Origin of the sequence: Goodfellowiella coeruleoviolacea (assembly GCF_024171785.1) — a bacterium.
In the GTDB taxonomy this organism is placed as follows: domain Bacteria; phylum Actinomycetota; class Actinomycetes; order Mycobacteriales; family Pseudonocardiaceae; genus Goodfellowiella; species Goodfellowiella coeruleoviolacea.
Window position 1 is genome coordinate 60,868 of record NZ_JAMTCK010000010.1, and the last position, 21,165, is coordinate 82,032.

Annotated in this window: 8 protein-coding genes; 6 read left to right on the forward strand and 2 right to left on the reverse strand. The window is 74.3% G+C overall.

The window, feature by feature from the left end:
* Positions 1–210 precede the first annotated feature (210 nt).
* From ccrA (LX83_RS21705) to LX83_RS21715, 3 genes are read left to right on the forward strand one after another with little or no spacing between them, the layout of a single operon-like run.
* The gene (gene ccrA, locus LX83_RS21705) at positions 211–1,557 is read left to right on the forward strand and encodes a crotonyl-CoA carboxylase/reductase (protein ID WP_253774292.1); all 1,347 of its coding nucleotides are present in this window, start codon (positions 211–213) and stop codon (positions 1,555–1,557) included.
* Positions 1,558–1,563: 6 nt separating this feature from the next.
* Positions 1,564–2,571, forward strand: a complete 1,008-nt coding sequence (locus tag LX83_RS21710) for a 3-oxoacyl-ACP synthase III family protein (RefSeq protein WP_253774295.1) — start codon at positions 1,564–1,566, stop codon at positions 2,569–2,571.
* A complete protein-coding gene (locus tag LX83_RS21715) occupies positions 2,568–3,431 on the forward strand; it encodes a 3-hydroxybutyryl-CoA dehydrogenase (protein WP_253774297.1) in 864 nt (287 codons plus the stop codon). Before LX83_RS21710 ends, LX83_RS21715 begins: the two co-directional genes overlap by 4 nt.
* A gap of 260 nt (positions 3,432–3,691) precedes the next feature.
* Here LX83_RS21715 and LX83_RS21720 read toward each other — a convergent pair whose 3' ends face one another.
* The gene (locus LX83_RS21720) at positions 3,692–5,005 is read right to left on the reverse strand and encodes a cytochrome P450 (protein WP_253774300.1); all 1,314 of its coding nucleotides are present in this window, start codon (positions 5,003–5,005) and stop codon (positions 3,692–3,694) included.
* Positions 5,002–5,340 carry a hypothetical protein gene (locus LX83_RS21725; protein WP_253774303.1) on the reverse strand — a complete coding sequence of 113 codons (339 nt, stop codon included), beginning with the start codon at positions 5,338–5,340 and terminating at the stop codon, positions 5,002–5,004. The genes LX83_RS21720 and LX83_RS21725 overlap by 4 nt, the downstream gene beginning before the upstream one ends.
* Positions 5,341–5,735: 395 nt before the next feature.
* Here LX83_RS21725 and ccrA (LX83_RS21730) point away from each other — a divergent pair, with 395 nt between their 5' ends.
* The 3 genes from ccrA (LX83_RS21730) to LX83_RS21740 form a co-directional block, all read left to right on the forward strand.
* Entirely contained in the window at positions 5,736–7,076 is a 1,341-nt protein-coding gene (gene ccrA / locus LX83_RS21730; RefSeq protein WP_253774305.1) for a crotonyl-CoA carboxylase/reductase, read from the forward strand.
* A gap of 138 nt (positions 7,077–7,214) precedes the next feature.
* Positions 7,215–7,751, forward strand: coding sequence for a hypothetical protein (locus tag LX83_RS21735; RefSeq protein WP_253774308.1), 537 nt, complete (start codon positions 7,215–7,217; stop codon positions 7,749–7,751).
* Positions 7,752–7,780: 29 nt separating this feature from the next.
* A partial coding sequence (locus LX83_RS21740; protein ID WP_253774310.1) for a type I polyketide synthase occupies positions 7,781–21,165 on the forward strand: 13,385 nt, incomplete at its 3' end.

Here is a 21,165-nt window from a genome sequence, read left to right on the forward strand (position 1 = left end):
ACGGGTTCGCCGGCCGCGGTCACCGCACCGCCCGTTCGTCCGCATCGGACATTTCGCGATGGCCGGGGCCGGAACTGGTGCACGGGCCACGGGTCCGAGCCGGACCGGGGTGTTCGGGGCCGCCGCAGGGGTGTTGGCAAGGGGGGAGCGCGTGATTAGTTCGGACGCGTTTCCCCGGCATCCCGGACCGGCCAGCAGGAAGGCGGCTCGATGGATTCACTGTCGGAAGCGGTCATCGCGGGCGCTCCCGCAGAGGAACTGGCCAGGCTCGGCCCGCCGGCCGGCTTCGTCGCCGCGCACCTGCGCGCCGAGGACGCCGAGATGTTCACCGGCGTCGCCGACAAGGACGTCCGCAAGTCACTGCGGGTCGGCGAGGTGGCGATGCCCGAACTCGCCCCGGACGAGGTGCTGGTCGCGGTGATGGCCAGTGCCGTCAACTACAACACGGTCTGGTCGGCGATGTTCGAGCCGATCCCCACGTTCCAGTTCCTCAAGCGCTTTGCGCGGTCCGGGGGCTGGGCGACGCGTCACGACCTGCCGTACCAGGTGGTCGGCTCGGACGGCGCCGGCGTGGTGGTCCGGGTCGGCAGTGGGGTGCGGCGGTGGCGGATCGGTGACCACGTCGTGGTGAGCCCGGCGTACGTCGACGACCAGGAACCGGCCACCCACAACGACGGGATGCTCGGCGCCGAGCAGTTGGCGTGGGGCTTCGAGACGAACTTCGGTGGCCTGGCGCACTACAGCGTGGTGCGGGCCAGCCAGCTCATCCCCAAGCCAGCCCAGCTCACCTGGGAGGAAGCGGCCTGCAACACGCTCTGCGCGGGTACCGCGTACCGGATGCTGGTCGGTGAGCACGGCGCCCGCATGAAGCAGGGCGACGTGGTGCTGGTCTGGGGCGCCGCCGGCGGCCTCGGCACCTACGCCGTCCAGTTCGTCCGCAACGGCGGCGGGATCGCGGTCGGCGTGGTCGGTTCGGACGCCAAGGCCGAGGCCGTGCGCAAGCTCGGCTGCCACGTGGTCGTCGACCGGCGCGAGATCGGTCTGGACGACACCGTCGCCGATGATCCCGACCGGGTGCTGGAGGTCGGCAAGCGGCTGGGCCGGATCATCCGCCGCGAGACCGGGGAGGACCCGCACATCGTCTTCGAACACGTCGGCCGGGCCACGTTCGGTGTCTCGCTCTTCGTCGTGCGGCGCGGCGGCGCGGTCGTCACGTGCGGGTCCAGCACCGGCTACCGCCACGAGTTCGACAACCGGTACCTGTGGATGAAGCTGAAGCGGGTGATCGGCAGCCACGTGGCGAACCTGCAGGAGCAGTGGGAGGTCAACCGGCTCATCGGACAGGGCCGGATCGCTTCCGCGCTGACCGAGCTGTACCCCCTCGCCGAGGTGGGTGAGGCCGCCCGCACGGTGCAGACCAACGGACACACCGGCAAGGTCGGCGTCCTGTGCCTGGCCCCGTCGCCAGGTCTCGGCGTCACCGATCCCGACCTGCGGGCCCGACTGGGAATCGCCGGCACCGCCCCGCTCGCCCCCGCGACCTGGCCGAATGTCTGAGGCGTGATGACAAGCACCGCACTGCCCACCGTCGGCGTGCTCGGCACCGGCTCCTACCTGCCCGACCGCGTCGTTGACAACGCCGAGATCGAACGCCGGGTGCCGCGCGCCGAGGCGCACTGGATCACCGAGCGCACCCGCATCGAAGGCCGCCGCTACGCGGCCGAGCACGAGGCAACCTCCGACCTGGCCGCGGCGGCCGGCCGGCAGGCCCTGGCGCGGGCCGGCCTCGGCCCGGCCGACCTGGACTACATCATCGTGGCCACCTCGACCGGCGACTCCCCGCAGCCGCCCACGTCCTGCCTGGTGCAGCACCAGCTCGGCGCGACCAGTGCCGCGTGCTTCGACATCAACGTGGTGTGCGCCGGCTTCGTCTACGGCGCGGCACTGGCCCGCTCGCTGATCGCGGTGCGCCCGCAGGCCCGGGTCCTCGTGGTCGGCGCCGACGTCTACTCGCGGATCCTGGACTACGACGACCGGTCCACCGCCGTTCTGCTCGGCGACGGTGCGGGTGCGGCGGTGTTCGGGGCGGTCGAGGCACCGTACGGGATCGTCGAGGTCGGCCTGGCCAGCCGGGGGGACGCGCAGGACCTGATCCGGGTCGAGGCGGGTGGCAGCCGCAAGCCCACCACCGCCGAGACCGTCGCGCAGGGCGGGCACTACTTCCGGATGAACGGCCGTGGCGTCCGCGACTTCGTGATGGAGACCGTGCCACCGGCAGTGCACGACCTGCTGCTGCGGGCCGGGTTGAAGCTGGGCGACGTCGACCACTTCGTCCCGCACCAGGCCAACGGGGTGCTGCTGCGCCAACTCGTGGAGAAGGTCGGACTGCAGCACGCGCGAACCCACTACACGCTCGAACGGTACGGCAATGTCGGCAGTGCCTCCGTCCCCATCGCGCTCGACGACGCCTACAGCTCCGGCGCCCTGGCCGACGGCGACGTGGTGGTGCTCGCCGGGTTCGGCGGAGGCATGTCGCTCGGCACCTGCGTCCTGAGGTGGTGCGCCCGATGAGTGCCGTGGCAGAACTGCGCGTGGGCGTCGTCGGCGCCGGGCTGATGGGACGCGGCTTCGCCGAGGTCTGCGCGGTGCGCGGGCACGACGTCCGCGTCATCGTCTCCGGCCCCGCCGCACTGGACCGCGACCGCGACCGCCTGCGCCGGGCACTGGACAAGGCTGTCGCCAAGCAGAAGCTGACCGAGGCCGACGCCCGCGCGGCGGCGGCGCGGGTGTCCTTCGGCACCGAACTCGGTGAGCTGGCCGACCGGCAGTTCGTGCTGGAAGCCGTCCGCGAGGACGAGGTGCTCAAGAGGGACTTGTTCGCCGTCATCGACAAGGTCGTCGAGGACGAGGATGCCGTGCTGGCGTCCACCACCTCGGCGATCCCCGTGATCCGGCTCGCCACCGCCACCACCCGCCCGCACCGGGTGGTCGGCGTGCACTTCTTCAACCCGGTGCCGGTGCTGCCGCTGGTGGAGATCATCCCCTCGCTGCTCACCGCGGCGAGCACCACCGAGTCCGCCCGCGCGTTCGTGACCGGGCTCGGCAAGGAGATCGTGCAGTCGAAGGACCGGGCCGGGTTCGTGGTCAACGCGCTGCTGGTGCCGTACCTGCTCGCCGCCGTGCGGATGGTGGAGTCCGGCTTCGCCACCGCGCAGGAGGTCGACCGCGGCATGACCCAGGGCTGCGCGCACCCGATGGGGCCGCTGAGCCTGATCGACCTGATCGGTCTCGACACCATCGCCTCGATCGCGAACGCCCTCTACGACGAGTACCGCGAACCGCTGTACGCCCCGCCCCCGCTGCTGGCCCGGATGGTTGACGCCGGGTTGCTCGGCCGCAAGAGCGGCCGCGGGTTCTACGACTACCACTAGCCGAGCCCCGCAACGGAAAGCGCTCACCAGGCCGCGGCCGTTGCCCTCCCGCACCCCGGCGCGCGCACCTGGTCCGCCAGGCCACGCGCCGGGGTGCGGTGCTGCGGCCTGTCACCCCGGCGCTGCCCCGCGGGACCGGGAACCGCGCCGCTGCTCCCCACCACCCGCTGCCGGATGCCGCGGGCCCAGAGGCGAAGACGCCGGTGCCCGCTCCCGGCGGTCGGGAACGGGCACCAGGCGCGTCGAGGCAGGCCAGGCCGTCAGCGTCGGCGGTGGACCACGGTCAGGCCGCCCTTGGCCGGGGTCACCACGATGCCGCTGTCGGGAAAGCGCTCCCCCGGATCAGTCGTCGGCACGAGGGTGAAGTCGCGCAACAGGGTGCGCAGCACCACGCTCATCTCCATGGCGGCGAAGGCGGCGCCGATGCACCGGCGCGCACCGCCGCCGAACGGGATCCAGCTGAACTCGTTGCGCCGGCCCACGAACCGGTCCGGGTCGAAGACGTCGGGGCGGGGGAAGTGCTTCTCGTCCTCGTGCAGCAGGGTGATGCACGCCGCCACGATGGTGCCCCTGGGCAGCGTCCAGCGGCCGATGCGCAGCGTCTCCGCGCGCACCTGGCGCGCGGTCATGTCCACGACCGGACGGACCCGCTGCACCTCCATGATGGTGGCGTCGCGGAGTTCGCTCCCGCCGGCGTCGACCTCGGCGACGAGCCGGCGCAGCAGGTCGGGGTGCCGGCGGATCCGCTCGACCGCCCACGCGAGCGTCCTGGCGGTGTTCTCGTGCCCGGCGGCCAGCAGCGTCAGCAACTGGTCGGCGATCTCGCTGTGGCGCATGGCCGAGCCGTCGTCGTAGCGGGACTGGACGAGTGCGGCGAGCACGTCGTCGCGGTCGTCCAGGCGCGGGTCGGCGGCCGCCCGGCTGATGAGCCGGTCGATGATCGCGTCGTACCGCTGCCGGTAGCGCTTGAACCGCGCGCCCGGTCCGTGCCCGCGCAGGTCCACCCGTGCCGCGGGCATCGCGGCCAGGAACGCGCCGAGCTTGAGCATGGGCGGGAGCAGCGCGCGCAGCTCGTCCAGTTCGGCGCCCTCGACACCGAACACGGCCCGGAGGATGACGTTCAGGCTGATGCGCATGGTCGCGGGCAGAACGGGGAACGCCTTGCCTTCCGGCCAGGAGGCGGTCTCCCGCTCGGTCTCCTGCTCGATCACCGACTCGTGCGCGCGCAGCCGGCGCCCGTGGAACGGCGGGGTGAGCAGCTTGCGCTGCCGCCGGTGCTCCTCGCCGGTGAGCACGAACAGCGACCCCGGCCCCAGCGCGTAGCCCAGGTTGTTGTCGGGCGGTGCGTCCACCACCTCGGGCCCGGCCTGGAACAACTCCCGGACCTCGGCGGGATCGGCGAGCAGCACCATCCGGCCCAGGACCAGCGAGTCGATGGTGAACGCCGAACCGTACCGGTCCCGCAGTCGCCGCATGGTGCCCCGGCGCGACGTGGCCAGGCTCAGCGCCTGCACCAGGCGCGGGCTGGACGGGCCGTCCGGCAGGACCGCCTCGGAGTGTGTCGTCGCTGTCATCGCCCACCCACGACCGCAGGCTCGTCCGCGGACCGCTGCGTGCCGCCGGTCGCCTCGCCGTCGGGTTCGCGCGCCGGCACCGACAGGCTGGAAACACTGAGATCGGGCACTGTCCGGACCGCTTCGAGCGCCGCCTTGAGCACCGCTGCCAGGGATTCGCCCTCGGTGTCGAAGTCGAGTTGTCTGACCTTCACGTCCGGGTTGGTGGGCAGCTTCGTGGTCGAGGCCGTGACCTCGCCCGGCCCGGCCTCCCGCAGCATCGTCAGTTCGTCGTCGGTAACGTCACGGCTGAGCACCAGCGTGAATTTGTGGGCCACCATTTCCAACCTGCTCATTCTCGCCGATCGTCGCGATCCCGCCGCGCGGGAAACGCGGACACGGAGGATAGGGCGACCGTATGTGCCCCCAGCCGCACCGACAACGAGACGGCGTCAGGACAGGGGGTGGCGGGCCGGAGAGCCGGGGGTCGGCCCCGGCCGGACTGCGGTGGTTCGGCACCGGAGGCGGTGGCTGGGCGGCGGCCGACCCCCGTGACCGCGTTCACCCTTGCGCCACAACGACATCCGGCAGCGGCACGCGCACCCGACTTGGGGATCGTCGCGGCTGGTTAGGGGGTTGAGGTAGGGGGCTCGGCCGTAGCTAGCCTGGCCCGGATCTCGCCCTACGACGGTGTCGCGCCCCCGGTGGTGCGCGCCCGGATCGTGTCGGACCCGGCCCCAGGGAGACTTCGGTGGAGCAACTGTTCGAGGTGATCACGTCTGACGACGCCGGACCTGATGACTTCGCGAACGTGGCGATCCCGGACCACTACCGGGGTGTCGGTGTGCTGGCCGACGAGACCGAGATGTTCGTCGGCGTCGCACCGCAGGAGCGCAGCCCGGCCAAGTCGCTGCACCTGCGGCAGGTGGCCACGCCGCAGCCGGGGCCGGGTGAGGTGCTGGTGGCCGTGATGGCCAGCAGCATCAACTACAACACCGTGTGGAGCGCGCTGTTCGAGCCCAAACCCACGTTCGGGTTCCTCTCCCGGTACGCCCGCGACGTGCCCGAGGCGGCCCACCACGACCAGCCGTTCCACGTGCTCGGCTCCGACCTGTCCGGCGTCGTGCTGCGGACCGGGCCGGGCGTGCGCGGGTTCCCGCCGGGCGCCCGGGTCGTCGCCCACTGCCTCTCCGTCGAGCTGGCCTCACCCGACGGGCACAACGACACGATGCTCGACTCCGACCAGCGGATCTGGGGATACGAAACCAACTACGGCGGCCTGGCCGAGCTGGCCCTGGTCAAGGCGAACCAGCTGATGCCCAAGCCGGAGCACCTCACCTGGGAGGAGGCGGCCGCCTCGCAGCTGGTCAACTCGACCGCCTACCGGCAGCTGGTGTCGCGCAACGGCGCCGACATGAAGCAGGGCGACGTGGTGCTCATCTGGGGTGCGGCCGGCGGCCTCGGCTCGTACGCCACCCAGCTCGTGCTCAACGGTGGTGGCGTCCCGGTGTGCGTGGTGTCCAGTCCGCACAAGGCCGACCTGGTCCGCTCCATAGGCGCCGAACTCGTCATCGACCGCTCGGCCGAGGGGTACCGCTTCTGGAAGGACCCCGACACGCCCGATCCCCGCGAGTGGCGGCGCTTCGGCAGTCACATCCGCGAGCTGACCGGTGGGGACGACCCCGACATCGTCTTCGAGCACCCGGGCCGGGAGACCTTCGGCGCGAGCGTGTACGTGGCCCGGCGCGGCGGCACCATCGTCACCTGCGCCTCCACCTCCGGCTACGAGCACCGGTTCGACAACCGCTACCTGTGGATGAACCTCAAGCGCATCATCGGGACGCACTTCGCCAACTACCGCGAAGCCTGGGAGGCCAACCGGCTCATCAGCCGAGGCATGGTCCACCCCACGCTGTCGCGGGTCTTCCCGCTCGCCGAGGCCGGCCTGGCCGCCGACGCCGTGCACCGCAACGCGCACAGCGGCAAGGTCGGCGTGCTGGGGCTCGCGCCCCGCGAGGGGCTCGGCGTCCGCGACCACGCCCTGCGCGCCCGCGTCCTGCCACAGCTCAACCGGTTCCGGGAGTCCCGGTAACCGGCACGGTAACGGCTTCGGCGACAGCCACCGATCCGGCCGCGCCACGCTGACCGGCCGGTCGCACGGACACGGCTGGACCACCGGACCGGTGCCGGCCCGCACAGCTGTTGAGTTTCGTCCACAAAGGAGCACCTGTTGACCACCGACGAATCCGTTGCACCCGAGGAGTTCGCCGCCGGCGGCGAGGCGGCGGACGCGCCGGCCGCGTTCGTGCCGAAACCGGCCGAGGAGCTGCACCAGCTCGACTTCCTGCTCGGCGCGTTCCGCGCCGAGTACGTGGAGATCACCCTCGTCCCACCGCGATCCGGCGTCTCGTACTGGACCACCGAACCGGCGATGGGCGGCCACGTCTACGAGATGCTGCAGGACACGCCCGGCCCGGACATCCACAGCCGCTGGACGTTCGGCTGGGACGCCACCGACCAGGTCTTCTTCACCACCTACTACGACGACTGGGGCAACCACGGTTCGACCCGCTGCCAGGGCTGGGAGGACGGCTACCTCAACTTCGTCGGCGAGTACTCCGCGTTCGGCAAGAAGTTCGTCTTCAACGAGCGCTTCGTCGTCGTGTCCGCCGACCACTACCGCAAGGAGGGCTTCGTGCGGGAGGGCGACGACTGGAAGCAGCTGGACATCATCGAGTGCTACCGGATCACCCACCCCGAAGCCTGAGCTGCCGCGCGACACGAACGGGACTGGCGATGCCCACAGCTGCAGAGGGACATGACGGCGCGATCGCCGTGATCGGCCTGGCCTGCCGGTTGCCCGGTGCGGACGGACCGGACGCGTTCTGGGCGCTGCTGCGCGACGGCGTCGACGCCGTCACCGACACACCCGAGCAGCGCTGGGATCGTGAGCCGGACCCGGACGGTGGCCGGCCGGCCGGCACCGGCCGCGGCGGCTACCTCGACCAGGTCGACCGGTTCGACGCGGCCTTCTTCGGCATCTCGCCGCGCGAGGCCGCCGCCACCGACCCGCAGCAGCGGCTGATGCTGGAAATGGCGTGGGAGGTCTTCGAGGACGCCGGCATCCGGCCCGCCGACGTGCGCGGCGACCGGGTCGGCGTCTTCGTGGGCGCCATCCGCGACGACTACGCCACCCTGCTGCACCGGCGCGGGCTGTCGGCCATCACCCCGCACAGCAACACCGGCGTGCAGCGCGGCATCATCGCCAACCGCGTGTCCTACGCGCTGGGCCTGACCGGGCCGAGCCTCACCGTGGACACGGCCCAGTCGTCGTCACTGGTCGCCGTGCACCTGGCGATCGAGAGCCTGCGCCGGGGCGAGTGCGCCACCGCGGTGGCGGGCGGCGTCAACCTCAACCTGGCGCCGCACTCCGCGGTGGCCGGCGCCCGCTTCGGCGGCCTCTCACCCAGCGGCCGCTGCGCCACCTTCGACGAGTCGGCCGACGGCTACGTGCGCGGCGAGGGCGGCGCGGTCGTGCTGCTCAAGCCGCTGGACCGGGCCCTCGCCGACGGCGATGACGTGTACGCGGTGATCCGAGGCAGCGCGGTCAACAACGACGGGTCCACCGACACGCTCACCGCGCCGAGCCGCGCCGCCCAGGCCGCGGTGCTGCGCGCCGCGCACACGGCGTCCGAAGTGGACTCCACCGAGGTGCAGTACGTCGAGCTGCACGGCAGTGGAACCCCGGTGGGCGACCCGGTCGAGGCCGCCGCACTGGGCGAGGTCTTCGCGCCGGGCCGCGCGGCCGGTGATCCCCTGGTGGTCGGCTCGGTCAAGACGAACATCGGCCACCTGGAAGGCGCCGGCGGCATCGTGGGCCTGCTCAAGGCCGTGCTCGCGATCCGGCACGGCCGCATCCCGGCCAGCCTGCACTTCCGCACCCCCAACCCGCGCATCGACCTCGACGGGCTGCGTCTGCGCGTGCAGACCACCACGGACGGGTGGCCGAACCCGTCGGCGCCGCTGGTGGCCGGCGTCAGCTCGTTCGGCATGGGCGGCACCAACTGCCACGTCGTCCTCACCCAGCCGCCCGCCGTCGAGGCACCGGCCGCGGAGCCGACCACCCGGCGGGCGACCGCGATCCCCCTGCTGCTCTCCGCGCGCACCCCCGAGGCACTGGACGGTCAGGCCGACCGGCTGCGCGCGCTGCTCGCCACCGGCGCGGACCGGACCGACGTGGGGTTCTCGCTGGCCACCACGCGCACGCACTTCGCGCACCGCGCCGTGCTGCTGGGCGACGACCTCGCCACGGCCGTGCGCGGCGTGGCCGACCACGCGGGCGAGCCCGTCTTCGTCTTCCCCGGCCAGGGCTCGCAGTGGGTCGGCATGGGCGTGCGGCTGTGGGACACCGAGCCGGTCTTCGCCGAGGCGATGCAGCGCTGCGCCCAGGCGCTCGCGCCGCACGTCGACTGGTCGCTGCGCGACGTGCTCTCCGACGCCGAGGCCATGAGCCGCGACGACGTGGTGCAGCCCGCGCTGTGGGCCGTCATGGTCTCGCTCGTCGAGCTGTGGCGCTCCTACGGCGTGCGCCCGGCCGCGGTCGTCGGGCACAGCCAGGGCGAGATCGCGGCGGCCTGCGCGGCCGGCATCCTCTCCCTCGCCGACGGCGCCACGGTGGTGGCCCGGCGCTCCCGGATGCTGCGCGAGCTGGCCGGCATCGGCGGCATGCTCTCGATCGCCGTCCCCGTGGCCGACGTGCGGCCCCTGCTCGGCGACGAGCTGTCCGTGGCCGTGCTCAACAGTCCCGGCCAGACCGTGGTGAGCGGTCCGCTGGCGCCGCTCGCGCGGCTGCGGGCCGGCTGCGAGGAGCGCGGCTGGCGCACCCGCACGGTGCCCGTGGGCTACGCCTCGCACTCCGGGGTGGTCGAGCAGCTGGAGGAACGGCTCACCGCCGCGCTCGCCGGCCTGGCGCCGACCGAGGGCGAGATCCCGCTGCACTCCACGGTCACCGGTGAGCACATCGACGGCCGCGCACTCGGCGCCGCCTACTGGTACCGCAACCTGCGCTCGACCGTCCTGTTCGGACCGGTCACGGCCGCGCTCGTCGAGGCGGGCCACCGCGTCTTCGTCGAGGTGAGCCCCCACCCGGTGCTGACCCTCGCGCTGGACCAGGCCGGCGACGACCTGGCCGTCACCGGCACGCTCAGCCGCGACCACGGCGGCCTGGACCGCTTCCTCAGCTCGGCCGCTGCCCTGCACGTGCGCGGGGTGGGGGTGGACTGGACGGCCGCGTACGCCGGCACCGGCGCCCAGCGGGTGAAGCTCCCGACGTACGCCTTCGACCGCCACCGGCACTGGCTGGCCGACGGCGACGGCCCCACACCGCTGCCGGCCGGCCCGGCAACACCGCGGACAGCGCCGGCCACCGCGCCGGCCGCCGTCCCGCACGACCTGCTGGACCTCGTGCTCGGCCAGGCCGCCACCGTGCTCGGCCACGCCGACCCGGCCGCCGTCGACCCGGCCGCCACCTTCCGCGACCAGGGGCTGGAGTCGCACACGTCGGTGGAGCTGCGCAACCGGCTGGCCGCCGCCACCGGTCTGCGACTGCCCACCTCGCTGCTCTTCGACCACCCGACGCCGGTCGCGCTCGCGGCCCACCTGCGCGAGCTGACCGCGGCACCGCCGACCCAGCCCGCCGCGGCGCCGGCCGCGGCCGACCAGCCGGGGGCGGCTGACGAGCCGATCGCCATCGTCGCCATGAGCTGCCGGCTGCCCGGCGGCGCGAACACCCCCGAGGCGTTCTGGGAACTGCTCGTCGGCGAACAGGACGCCACCAGCGACTTCCCCGGCGACCGCGGCTGGGACCTGCCCGACGCGAGCGCGAGCGCGACGACCCGAGGTGGGTTCGTCGACGCGGCCCGCTTCGACGCCGCCTTCTTCGGCATCTCACCGCGCGAGGCCGTGGCCATGGACCCGCAGCAGCGGCTGCTGCTGGAGACCTCGTGGGAGGCGCTCGAACGCGCCGGCATCGTCCCCGCCAGCCTGCGCGGCTCCGACACCGGCGTGTTCGTGGGCGTCATGTACCACGACTACGCGGCCCGGCTCGACACCACGGACTCCCCGGTCGAGGGCTACGCGCTCACCGGCACCGCCGGCAGCGTGGCCTCGGGACGGCTCGCCTACACCTACGGCCTGCACGGCCCCGCGGTCACCGTGGACACGGCCTGCTCGTCGTCGCTGGTGGCCCTGCACCTCGCCGCCCAGTCGCTGCGCGCGGGGGAGTGCTCGCTGGCCATCGCCGGCGGCGCGACCGTGCTCGCCACCCCCGGCGTCTTCGTGGAGTTCAGCCGCCAGAACGGCCTCTCACCCGACGGCCGGTGCCGCTCCTTCGCCGAGGACGCCAACGGCACCGGGTGGAGCGAGGGCGCGGGCGTGCTCGTGCTCGAACGGCTCTCCGACGCCCGGCGCAACGGCCACCCCGTGCTGGCGCTGGTGCGCGGCACGGCGGTGAACTCCGACGGCGCCTCCAACGGGCTCACCGCGCCCAACGGCCCGGCCCAGCAGCGGGTGATCCGCGAGGCGCTGACCCGATCGGGACTGAGCCCGGCCGACGTGGACGTGGTCGAGGCGCACGGCACCGGCACCCGGCTCGGCGACCCGATCGAGGCCGAGGCCCTGCTGCGCACCTACGGCACCGGCCGGCGCGGCGAGCAGCCGCTCTGGTTCGGCTCGGCGAAGTCGAACATCGGCCACACCCAGGCCGCGGCCGGCGTGGCGGGTGTGATCAAGACGGTGCTGGCGCTCGGCCACGGCGTCGTGCCGCGCACCCTGCACGCCGACCAGCCCTCCAGCCGCATCGACTGGGAGAGCGGGGCCGCGCGGCTCGCCTCCCGGACCAGGCCGTGGCCCGCCACCGACCACCCGCGGCGGGCCGGGGTGTCCTCGTTCGGCATCAGCGGGACCAACGCGCACGTCATCATCGAGCAGGCCCCGGACGCGGTGCGGGCACCCGACGCGGCCGCCCCGGCCGGGCCGCTGCCCTGGGTGCTCTCCGCCCGCACGCCCGAGGCGCTGCGCGCGCTCGCCCAGGGGCTGGCCGCCGCACCGCGACACGACCCGGTCGCGGTCGGCCGCGCCCTCGCCACGGCCCGCACGACCGACTTCGAGCACCGCGCCGTGATCCTCGGTGACCACCTCGACGGCGTCCGCGCGCTCGCGGCGGGCGCACCCGGCCCGATCACCGGCACGGCCCGCGCCGGCCGCGTCGGGTTCGTCTTCTCCGGGCAGGGCAGCCAGCGCGTCGGCATGGGCCGCGAACTGCACGCCACCTACCCGGTGTTCGCGGCCGCCTTCGACGAGGTCTGCGCGGCCTTCGACGGCCTGCTGCCCCGGCCGCTGCGCGAGGTCGTCTTCGCCGACGAGGCCGCGCTGGACCGCACCGAGTTCACCCAGCCCGCCCTGTTCGCCGTGCAGGTGGCCCTCTACCGGCTGGTCACCTCGTGGGGCCTCACCCCGGACTACCTCGCTGGGCACTCGATCGGCGAGATCGGGGCCGCGCACGTGGCGGGCGTGCTCGACCTGGCCGACGCGTGCGCGATGGTCGCCGCGCGCGGCCGGCTCATGCAGCAGCTGCCGCCGGGCGGCGCGATGGCCTCGCTGACCGCGCCGGTCGAGCGCGCCCGGGAACTCGTGGCCGAGCACGCCGACGTGGTGGGCATCGCCGCGGTCAACGGCCCGGCCGCCACGGTCGTGGCGGGCGCCGAGGACGCGGTCGAGCGGATCGCGCGGCGCTGGCGCGAGCAGGGCGGCAAGGCCAAGCGGCTGCGGGTGAGCCACGCGTTCCACTCGCCGCTGATGGCCCCGATGCTCGACGCGTTCGCCGACGTGCTCACCGGACTCACCTTCCGCCCGCCGACCGTCGAGATCGTCTCGGGCACCCCGGGCGCCGACCTGACCGATCCCGCCCACTGGGTGCGGCACGTGCGGGAGGCCGTGCTCTTCCACGACGCGGTGCGGGCGCTCGCGGCCCGCCGGGTCACCACCTTCATCGAGATCGGCCCCGACGGCACGCTCAGCTCGATGGCCGACGGCGACGGCTGGATCCCCGCGCTGCGCCCGGACCGCCCCGAGCCCGAGGCCGTGCTGACGGCACTGGCCACCGCCCACGTCACCGGCGCGGCGGTGCGCTGGTCGACCGGCTTCGGCCAGGGCGCGGCCGCCGAACTGCCCACGTACCCCTTTGCCGACACGCGCTACTGGCCGGCCGCGCCGCTGCTGGACGCGCCGGTCACGCTCGCCGACTCCGACGAACTGCTGTTCACCGGCCGGCTGTCCGCCACCGACCGGCCCTGGCTGCTCGACCACACCGCCGACGGCACCGCGAGCCTGCCCGGCACGGTCTTCGTCGAGCTGGCCCTGCGCGCGGGCGAACACGCCGGGCTGGCCACGCTGGCCGAACTGACCCTGCACACCCCGCTGCCCGTCACCGCCGACCACCCGGTGCCGATCCAGGTGCGCCTCGGCGGACCGGACGCCTCGGGCGCGCGTGAGCTGACCGTCTCGGCCCGTGACGCCACCGGAACCTGGACCCGGCAGGCGAGCGGCGTGCTCACGGCCGAGGCCACGTCGGTCGTCCCGGGCCCGGCGGCCTGGCCGCCCGCGGCGGCCGCACCGCTCGACGTCGCCGACGCCGACGAGCACGGGCTGCACGGCCTCTGGCGCGACGCGGACGGCGCGGTGTGGGCGGAGGTGTCGCTGCCGCCGGCGCTGCGCACCGACGCGTCCGCCCACCTGCTGCACCCGGCGCTGCTCAACGCCGTGCTGCTCGCCATCGACCTCAGCGGCCTGGCCGGTCCCCGACAACCGGGCGCTGGTCCGCTGCTGCCGTTCGCCTGGTCAGGCGTGGCCGTGGCCGCCCGCGCCGCCACCACCCTGCGCGTCCGGCTGACCGCGGTCGACGGCGGCATCGCCCTCACCGCCACCGACGACGCCGGCCTGCCGGTGGTCGCCGTCGAGTCGCTGAGCACGCGCGCCGTGCGGGCGACGACCACCGCCGGCCGGGACCTCTACGTCGTCGACGCGGTGCCCGTGGCGCTGCCGCCGGCCGGGGAATCCGACGTCACCGTGCTCGACCTGCGCGGCCACCCCGACGTGCACGAGGCAACGCACGCGGCCCTGGCCGCCCTGCGGCAGCACCTCGCGGGTGCGGGTGTTGCCGCCGTGCTCACCCGCGACGACCTGGCCGGCTCGGCCGTGCGCGGCCTGGTCCGCTCCGCGCAGACCGAGCACCCCGGCCGCCTCGTCTCGGTGCTGGCCGACGGCGCCGTGGACCTGGCCGCGGTGCTGGCCAGCGGCGAGCCCGAGGTGCACGTCAGCAACGGCGCGGCAGCCGTTCCCCGGTTGCGGCCCGCCGGCAACCCCGTCACGACCACGCCGCCGCGGTTCACGCCGGACGACACGGTGCTGCTCACCGGGGGCACCGGCGGGCTCGGCGCGCTGTTGGCCCGACACCTGGTCACGGCGCACGGCGTGAAGCGCCTGCTGCTGCTCAGCCGGCGCGGGCCGCACGCGCCCGGCGTGCCCACCCTGCTGGCCGACCTGGCGGCGCTCGGGGCGAGCGCTACGGTCGTGGCCGCGGACGCGGCCGAGCGCGAACCCCTCGCCGCCGTGCTGGCGCAGCACCCGCCGGCGGCCGTCGTGCACGTGGCCGGCGTGCTCGACGACGGCGTCGTCGAGTCCCTCACCCCACAGCGCATCGACACCGCGCTGCGCGCCAAGACTGACGCGGCCATCGCGCTGCACGAGCTGACCGCCGGTCTCGACCTCAGCGCGTTCGTGCTCTTCTCCTCGATCTCGGGCCTGGTCGGGCTCGCCGGGCAGGGCAACTACGCGGCGGCCAACGCCAGCCTGGACGCGCTCGCCCGTGCCCGCCGCGCCCAGGGGCTGCCCGCCACCTCGCTCGCCTGGGGACTGTGGACGCAGCCCGACGGCATGGGCGGCGCGCTGGGCGAGGCCGACCTGGCCCGGTTCGGCCGCATCGGCATCACACCGCTGCCGGCCGCGGACGGCCTCGCACTGTTCGACGCGGCCCTGTGTCACGACGAACCCGTGCTGGCACCGGTGCGCCTCGACCCGCGCGCCATCTCCGTGGCCGAGCCGCCCGCCGTGCTCCGCGGCCTGCGCCGCCGCCCGGTGCGGCGGGCCGTCAGCGCGGCTGGTGGGGGCGCGGCCGGTGGGGGCACGGCCGACACGTTCGCCCACCGCCTCGCCCGGCTGCCCGAGGCACAGCGCCCCGAGGCCGTGCTCGACCTCGTGCGCGCGCAGGCCGCCACCGTGCTCGGCCTGCCCAGCACCGGGCGCGTCGACCCGGACAGGGCGTTCCGGGAGATCGGCTTCGACTCGCTGACCTCCGTCGAGCTGCGCAACCGCCTGGCGGCCGCGACCGGTGTGCCGCTGCCCGCCGCCATCCTCTTCGACCACCCGACCCCGGCCCGGCTGAGCACCCGGCTCGTCGAACTGCTCAGCGACCAGCCCCCCGCGGCCGGCGACCCGACCACCGCGCCGCCGGTTGCCGCGCGCGCTGCCGGGGACCCGATCGTCATCGTGGCCATGGCCTGCCGCTTCCCGGGTGAGGTGAGCACGCCCGAACAGCTCTGGGACGTCGTGGCCGGCGGACGGGACGTCATCACGCCGCTGCCCGCCGACCGCGGCTGGGATCCGGCCGTGATCGACCCCACGCTGGCCACCCCGGGCAGCACCTACACCACCCAGGGCGGGTTCCTCACCGGAGCCGACCGCTTCGACGCCGACTTCTTCGGCATCAGCCCGCGCGAGGCCCTGGCCATGGACCCGCAGCAGCGGCTGCTGCTCGAAGTGGCCTGGGAGGCCGTCGAGCGCGGCGGCATCGCGCCGGCCACGCTGCGCGGCAGCGACACCGGCGTCTTCGTCGGCACGTCCTTCCACGACTACAGCACCCTGCTCGACCCGGCCGCGGTCCGCGAGGCCGAGGGGTACGCGCTCATCGGCAGCCTCGCGAGCGTGGCGTCCGGCCGCCTCGCCTACACACTCGGGCTGGAAGGACCGGCCGTCTCGGTCGACACGGCCTGCTCCACCTCGCTGGTGGCCCTGCACCTGGCCGCCAGGTCGCTGCGCACGGGGGAGTGCTCGCTGGCGCTCGCCGGCGGTGTCACCGTGCTCGCCACCCCGCAACCGCTCAGCGAACTCGCCAGCCAGCGCGCGCTCGCCACCGACGGCCGGTGCCGGCCGTTCAGCGCGGACGCGGCCGGGTTCGGCATGGCCGAGGGCGCCGGCGTGCTCGTGCTGGAACGGCTCAGCGACGCCCGCCGCAACGGGCACCCGGTGCTCGCCGTGGTGCGCGGCAGCGCGATCAACTCCGACGGCGCGTCCAACGGCCTCACCGCCCCGAACGGCCCGTCCCAGGAGCGGGTGGTGCGGGCCGCGCTCGCCGACGCCGGACTGGCACCGTCCGAAGTGGACGTCGTCGAGGCGCACGGCACCGGAACGGCCCTGGGCGACCCGATCGAGGCGCAGGCGCTGATCGCCACCTACGGCGCCGCCGACCGGCACGAGCCGCTCTGGCTCGGCTCGGTCAAGGGCAACATCGGCCACACCCAGGCCGCCGCGGGCGTGGCCGGCGTCATCAAGGTCGTCGAGGCCATGCGGCACGGCGTGCTGCCCCGCTCGCTGTACGCCGAGAACCCCTCCCCGCACGTGGACTGGGCGAGCGGTGCGGTGCGGCTGCTCGACGCGGACCGCCCCTGGGAACCCGGCCGCCCACGCCGCGCCGGCGTGTCCTCGTTCGGCATCAGCGGCACCAACGCCCACGTCATCATCGAGCAGCCCCCGGCGGCCGACGGCCACGCCGAACAGCCGGCCCGGCCGCCCGTGCTGCGCTCGCCGATCGTCCCGCTGCCGCTCTCGGCCCGGTCCCTGCAGGCCCTGCGCGCCCACGCCGACCGGATCGCGGGCGTGCTCGCCGCACCGCAGGCCGCTGCCCTGGCCGACGTGGCCCGCGCGCTCGACGACCGGCACGCCTGGGAACACCGCGCCGTCCTGCTCGCCGAGGAACCCACCCCGGCCGCGGCCGCGCTGTCCGGCTTCACCGACGACCTCGTGACCGGCGTGGCCCACGGCGACTCCCGGGTCGTCTGGGTCTTCCCCGGGCAGGGCGCGCAGTGGCGGGGCATGGCCCGCGAACTGCTCGACACCTCACCGGTTTTCGCCGCGCGCATGCGCGAGTGCGCCGAGGCCCTGCGCCCGCACGTCGACTGGGAGCTGACCGCCGAACTCGACGGCCCACTCGACCGGGTCGACGTGCTCCAGCCGGTCTCCTGGGCCGTGATGGTCTCACTGGCCGAGGTCTGGCGCAGCGCGGGCGTGCGGCCAGCCGCCGTGATCGGGCACAGCCAGGGGGAGATCGCGGCGGCGGTGGTGGCGGGTGGGTTGTCGCTTGTGGATGGTGCGCGGGTGGTGGCGTTGCGCAGTGCGGTGATTCGGGATCGGTTGTCGGGTGGTGGGGGGATGGTGTCGGTGGGGTTGTCGGTGGGGGAGGTGGAGGAGCTTCTTGGGTCGTGGGGTGGTCGGGTGTCGGTGGCGGCGGTGAACGGGCCGGGGGCGACGACGGTGGCGGGTGAGGTTGGGGTGTTGGGTGAGGTGGTGGGGGAGTGTGTGCGGCGGGGGGTGCGGGTGCGGCGGGTCGAGGTGGATTACGCGTCGCATTCGGCGCAGGTGGCGGTGGTGGAGGGGGAGTTGCGGGAGGTGTTGGCGGGTGTGGTGCCTGGGGTGGCCCGGGTGCCGTTCTTCTCGACGACTCGGCCTGGTCGGCTCGACACCACCGAGTTGACCGCCGACTACTGGTACACCAACCTCCGCGAAACCGTCCACTTCGGACCGACGGTGCGGATGCTGCTGGACGCCGGCTACGGCGTGTTCACCGAGATCAGCACCCACCCCGTGCTGGTGCCGGCCATCCGCGACGCCATCGAGGAAGGCGAGTTCACCGCCCACGTCTCCGGCACGCTGCGGCGCGACGAGGGCGGGGCGCGACGGCTGCTCACCTCCTTCGCCGAGGCGTGGGCGCACGGCGTTGCCGTCGACTGGTCGGTGCTGCGGCCCGAGGGCAAGCCCATCACCCTGCCCACCTATCCGTTCCAGGGCAAGCGGTTCTGGCCCTCGGCACCCACCCGCACCGACCAGGTCGGGTCCGAGCTGTGGCGGGCCGTGGACGCGGCCGACGTCACCGCCCTCGCGGCGGCGCTGGGCCGACCCGCCGACGCCGCGGTGGCGGACACCCTCGAAGTCCTCGCCGGCTGGCGCGGCCGATCCTCGGCGGGCTCCTGGCGCTACGACGTCGAGTGGTGGCCGTGGCAGCCGCCAGCCGTCCCCGCACTCGGTGGGGTCTGGCTGCTGGTCGCGCCCACCGACGCCGACACCAGCGCCCTGCGGGGCCGGATCGAGGCCGCGGGCGCCGAAGTCCGCGCGCTCGCCGTCGACGCCGAGCGGAGCGCACTGGCCGAACGCGTGCGCGCGGCCGGCCCCGTCGCCGGAATCCTCGCGCTGCTCGACGAATCCGGCCCGGCGGACGCCCTCACCACGATCCAGGCCGTGCTCGACGCGGCCAGCGCCCCGCTGTGGTGCGTCACCCGCAACGCCGTGGCCGTCAACGCCGGCGACCCGGTGCAGCCCGACCAGGCCGCCATCTGGGGGCTGGGCCGGGTGGCCGGTCTCGAACACCCGCACGCCTGGGGCGGCCTGATCGACCTGCCCGCCGCTGCCCCGGGGCGCTGCCTCGACCTGCTCTGCGCCGTGCTCACCCGTCCGGGCAACGAGCAGGAACTGGCCGTGCGCGACACCGGCGTGACCGTGCGGCGGCTCGTGCCCGCTCGACCGCGCCCGGCCACGCGACCGTGGCGACCGCGCGGCACGGTCCTGGTGACCGGCGGCACCGGCAGTCTCGCCGGGCGGGTGAGCCGCACGCTCGCCGAGGCAGGCGCGGAACGGCTGCTGCTGGTCAGCCGAGGCGGCGCGACCTCCGACGGCGTACCAGAACTGATCGCCGAGCTGGCCGGCACCGGCACGGCGGTCCAGGTCGTCGCCGCCGACCTGGCCGACCGCGACTCGCTGGCCGGGCTGCTGGCCGAGACCGACCGCAGCGGGCCGCCACTCACGGCCGTCGTGCACGCGGCCGGCGTGAGCCGCAACGAGCCGATCGCCACCACCACCCGAGAGGTCCTGGCCGAGGCCTTCGCCGGCAAGGCCGACGGCGCCCGACACCTCGACGAACTGCTCGGCGACCGCGAACTCGACGCGTTCGTGCTCTTCTCGTCCGGCGCGGCGGTCTGGGGAGGCGCGGGCCAGAGCGCGTACGCGGCGAGCAACGCCTACCTGGACGGCCTGGCCGCGAGCCGGCGCTCGCGCGGCCACACCGCCACCTCGGTGGCCTGGGGCAGCTGGGACGGCGGTGGCATGGTCGACGCCGCCACGCGGGCCCGGCTGGCGCGCCAGGGCGTGCGCCCGATGGACCCGGCGGCCGCGGTCGCGGCCCTCACCACGGCCGTGGCCTGCGACGACACCACCGTGACCGTCACCGACATGGACTGGCCGGTCTTCGCCGACCTCTACTCGGCGGCCCGGCACCGGCCGCTGCTCGACGCCATCCCCGGCATCACCCGGGCGAGCACTGCCCGCGAGACCGCGGAATCACCACTGCGCGACCGGCTCGCCGGCCGCACCGGGCGCGACCGCGAGCGCGCGGTCGTGGAGATCATCCGGGAGACCACCGCGCGCACACTCGGGCACGAGGACCCAACCACCGTCACCCCGAGCCGTCCCTTCAAGGACCTCGGCATCGACTCGCTGACCGCCCTCGACCTGCGCAACCGGCTCAACGCGCAGACCGGGCTGAGCCTGCCCGCCACGCTCGTCTTCGACCACCCCACACCGCTGGCCGCCGCCCGCTTCGTGCTCGAACTGGTCGACGGGGCCGAGGACGCCACGCCAGCCCCGGTCGGCGCGGTCGCCACCGGTGACCCGGTCGTCATCGTGGGCATGGCCTGCCACTTCCCCGGCGCGACCCACTCGCCCGAGGAACTGTGGGACATGCTGGCCGCCGGCACCGACGCCATCGGCCCGCTGCCCGCCGAGCGCGGCTGGGACCCCGGCGTCGAACTGGGTGACCACGCGCCGGTCGGCGGATTCATCGACGCGGCCGGCTTCGACGCGGCGTTCTTCGGCATCTCGCCGCGCGAGGCCGTCGCCACCGATCCGCAGCAGCGGCTCGTCCTCGAAACCTCGTGGGAAGCGCTGGAACGGGCCCACATCGACGCGCACTCGCTGCGCGGCAGCCGCACCGGGGTCTTCGTCGGCGCGGGCGCGCACGACTACGAGAACCTGGTCAACGCGGCCGGCGACGACGGCAAGGACTACGCGCTCACCGGCGCGGCGGCGAGCGTGCTCTCCGGCCGGATCTCCTACAGCCTCGGTTTCGAAGGCCCCGCCGTCACGATCGACACGGCGTGTTCGTCGTCGCTGGTCGCCCTGCACCTGGCCGCACAAGCCCTGCGCAACGGCGAATGCGACCTCGCCCTCGCCGGTGGCGTGGCGGTGATGGCGACCCCGTTCGCGTTCGAGGCGTTCGCCCGGCAGCGTGGTCTGGCATCCGACGGGCGGTGCAAGTCGTTCGCGGACGCCGCCGACGGCACCGGCTGGGGCGAAGGCGTGGGCATGCTCGTGCTGGAACGCCTGTCCGACGCCCGCCGCCACGGTCGACGAATCCTCGCCATCGTGGCCGGCTCAGCGGTCAACCAGGACGGCGCCTCCAACGGCCTCACCGCACCCAACGGCCCGTCCCAGCAGCGGGTCATCCGGGCGGCACTGGCCAACGCCGGACTGACACCATCCGATGTGGACGTCGTCGAAGCACACGGCACCGGCACCAAGCTGGGTGACCCCATCGAAGCACAGGCACTACTGGCCACCTACGGCACCGACCGCCCCACCGACCGCCCCCTGCTACTCGGCTCCATCAAATCCAACATCGGCCACACCCAAGCCGCCGCCGGCGTGGCCGGCATCATCAAAATGATCCTGGCCATGCGCCACGGCATCGTCCCCGCGACCCTGCACGTCGACCACCCCACCCGCCAGGTCGACTGGACCACCGC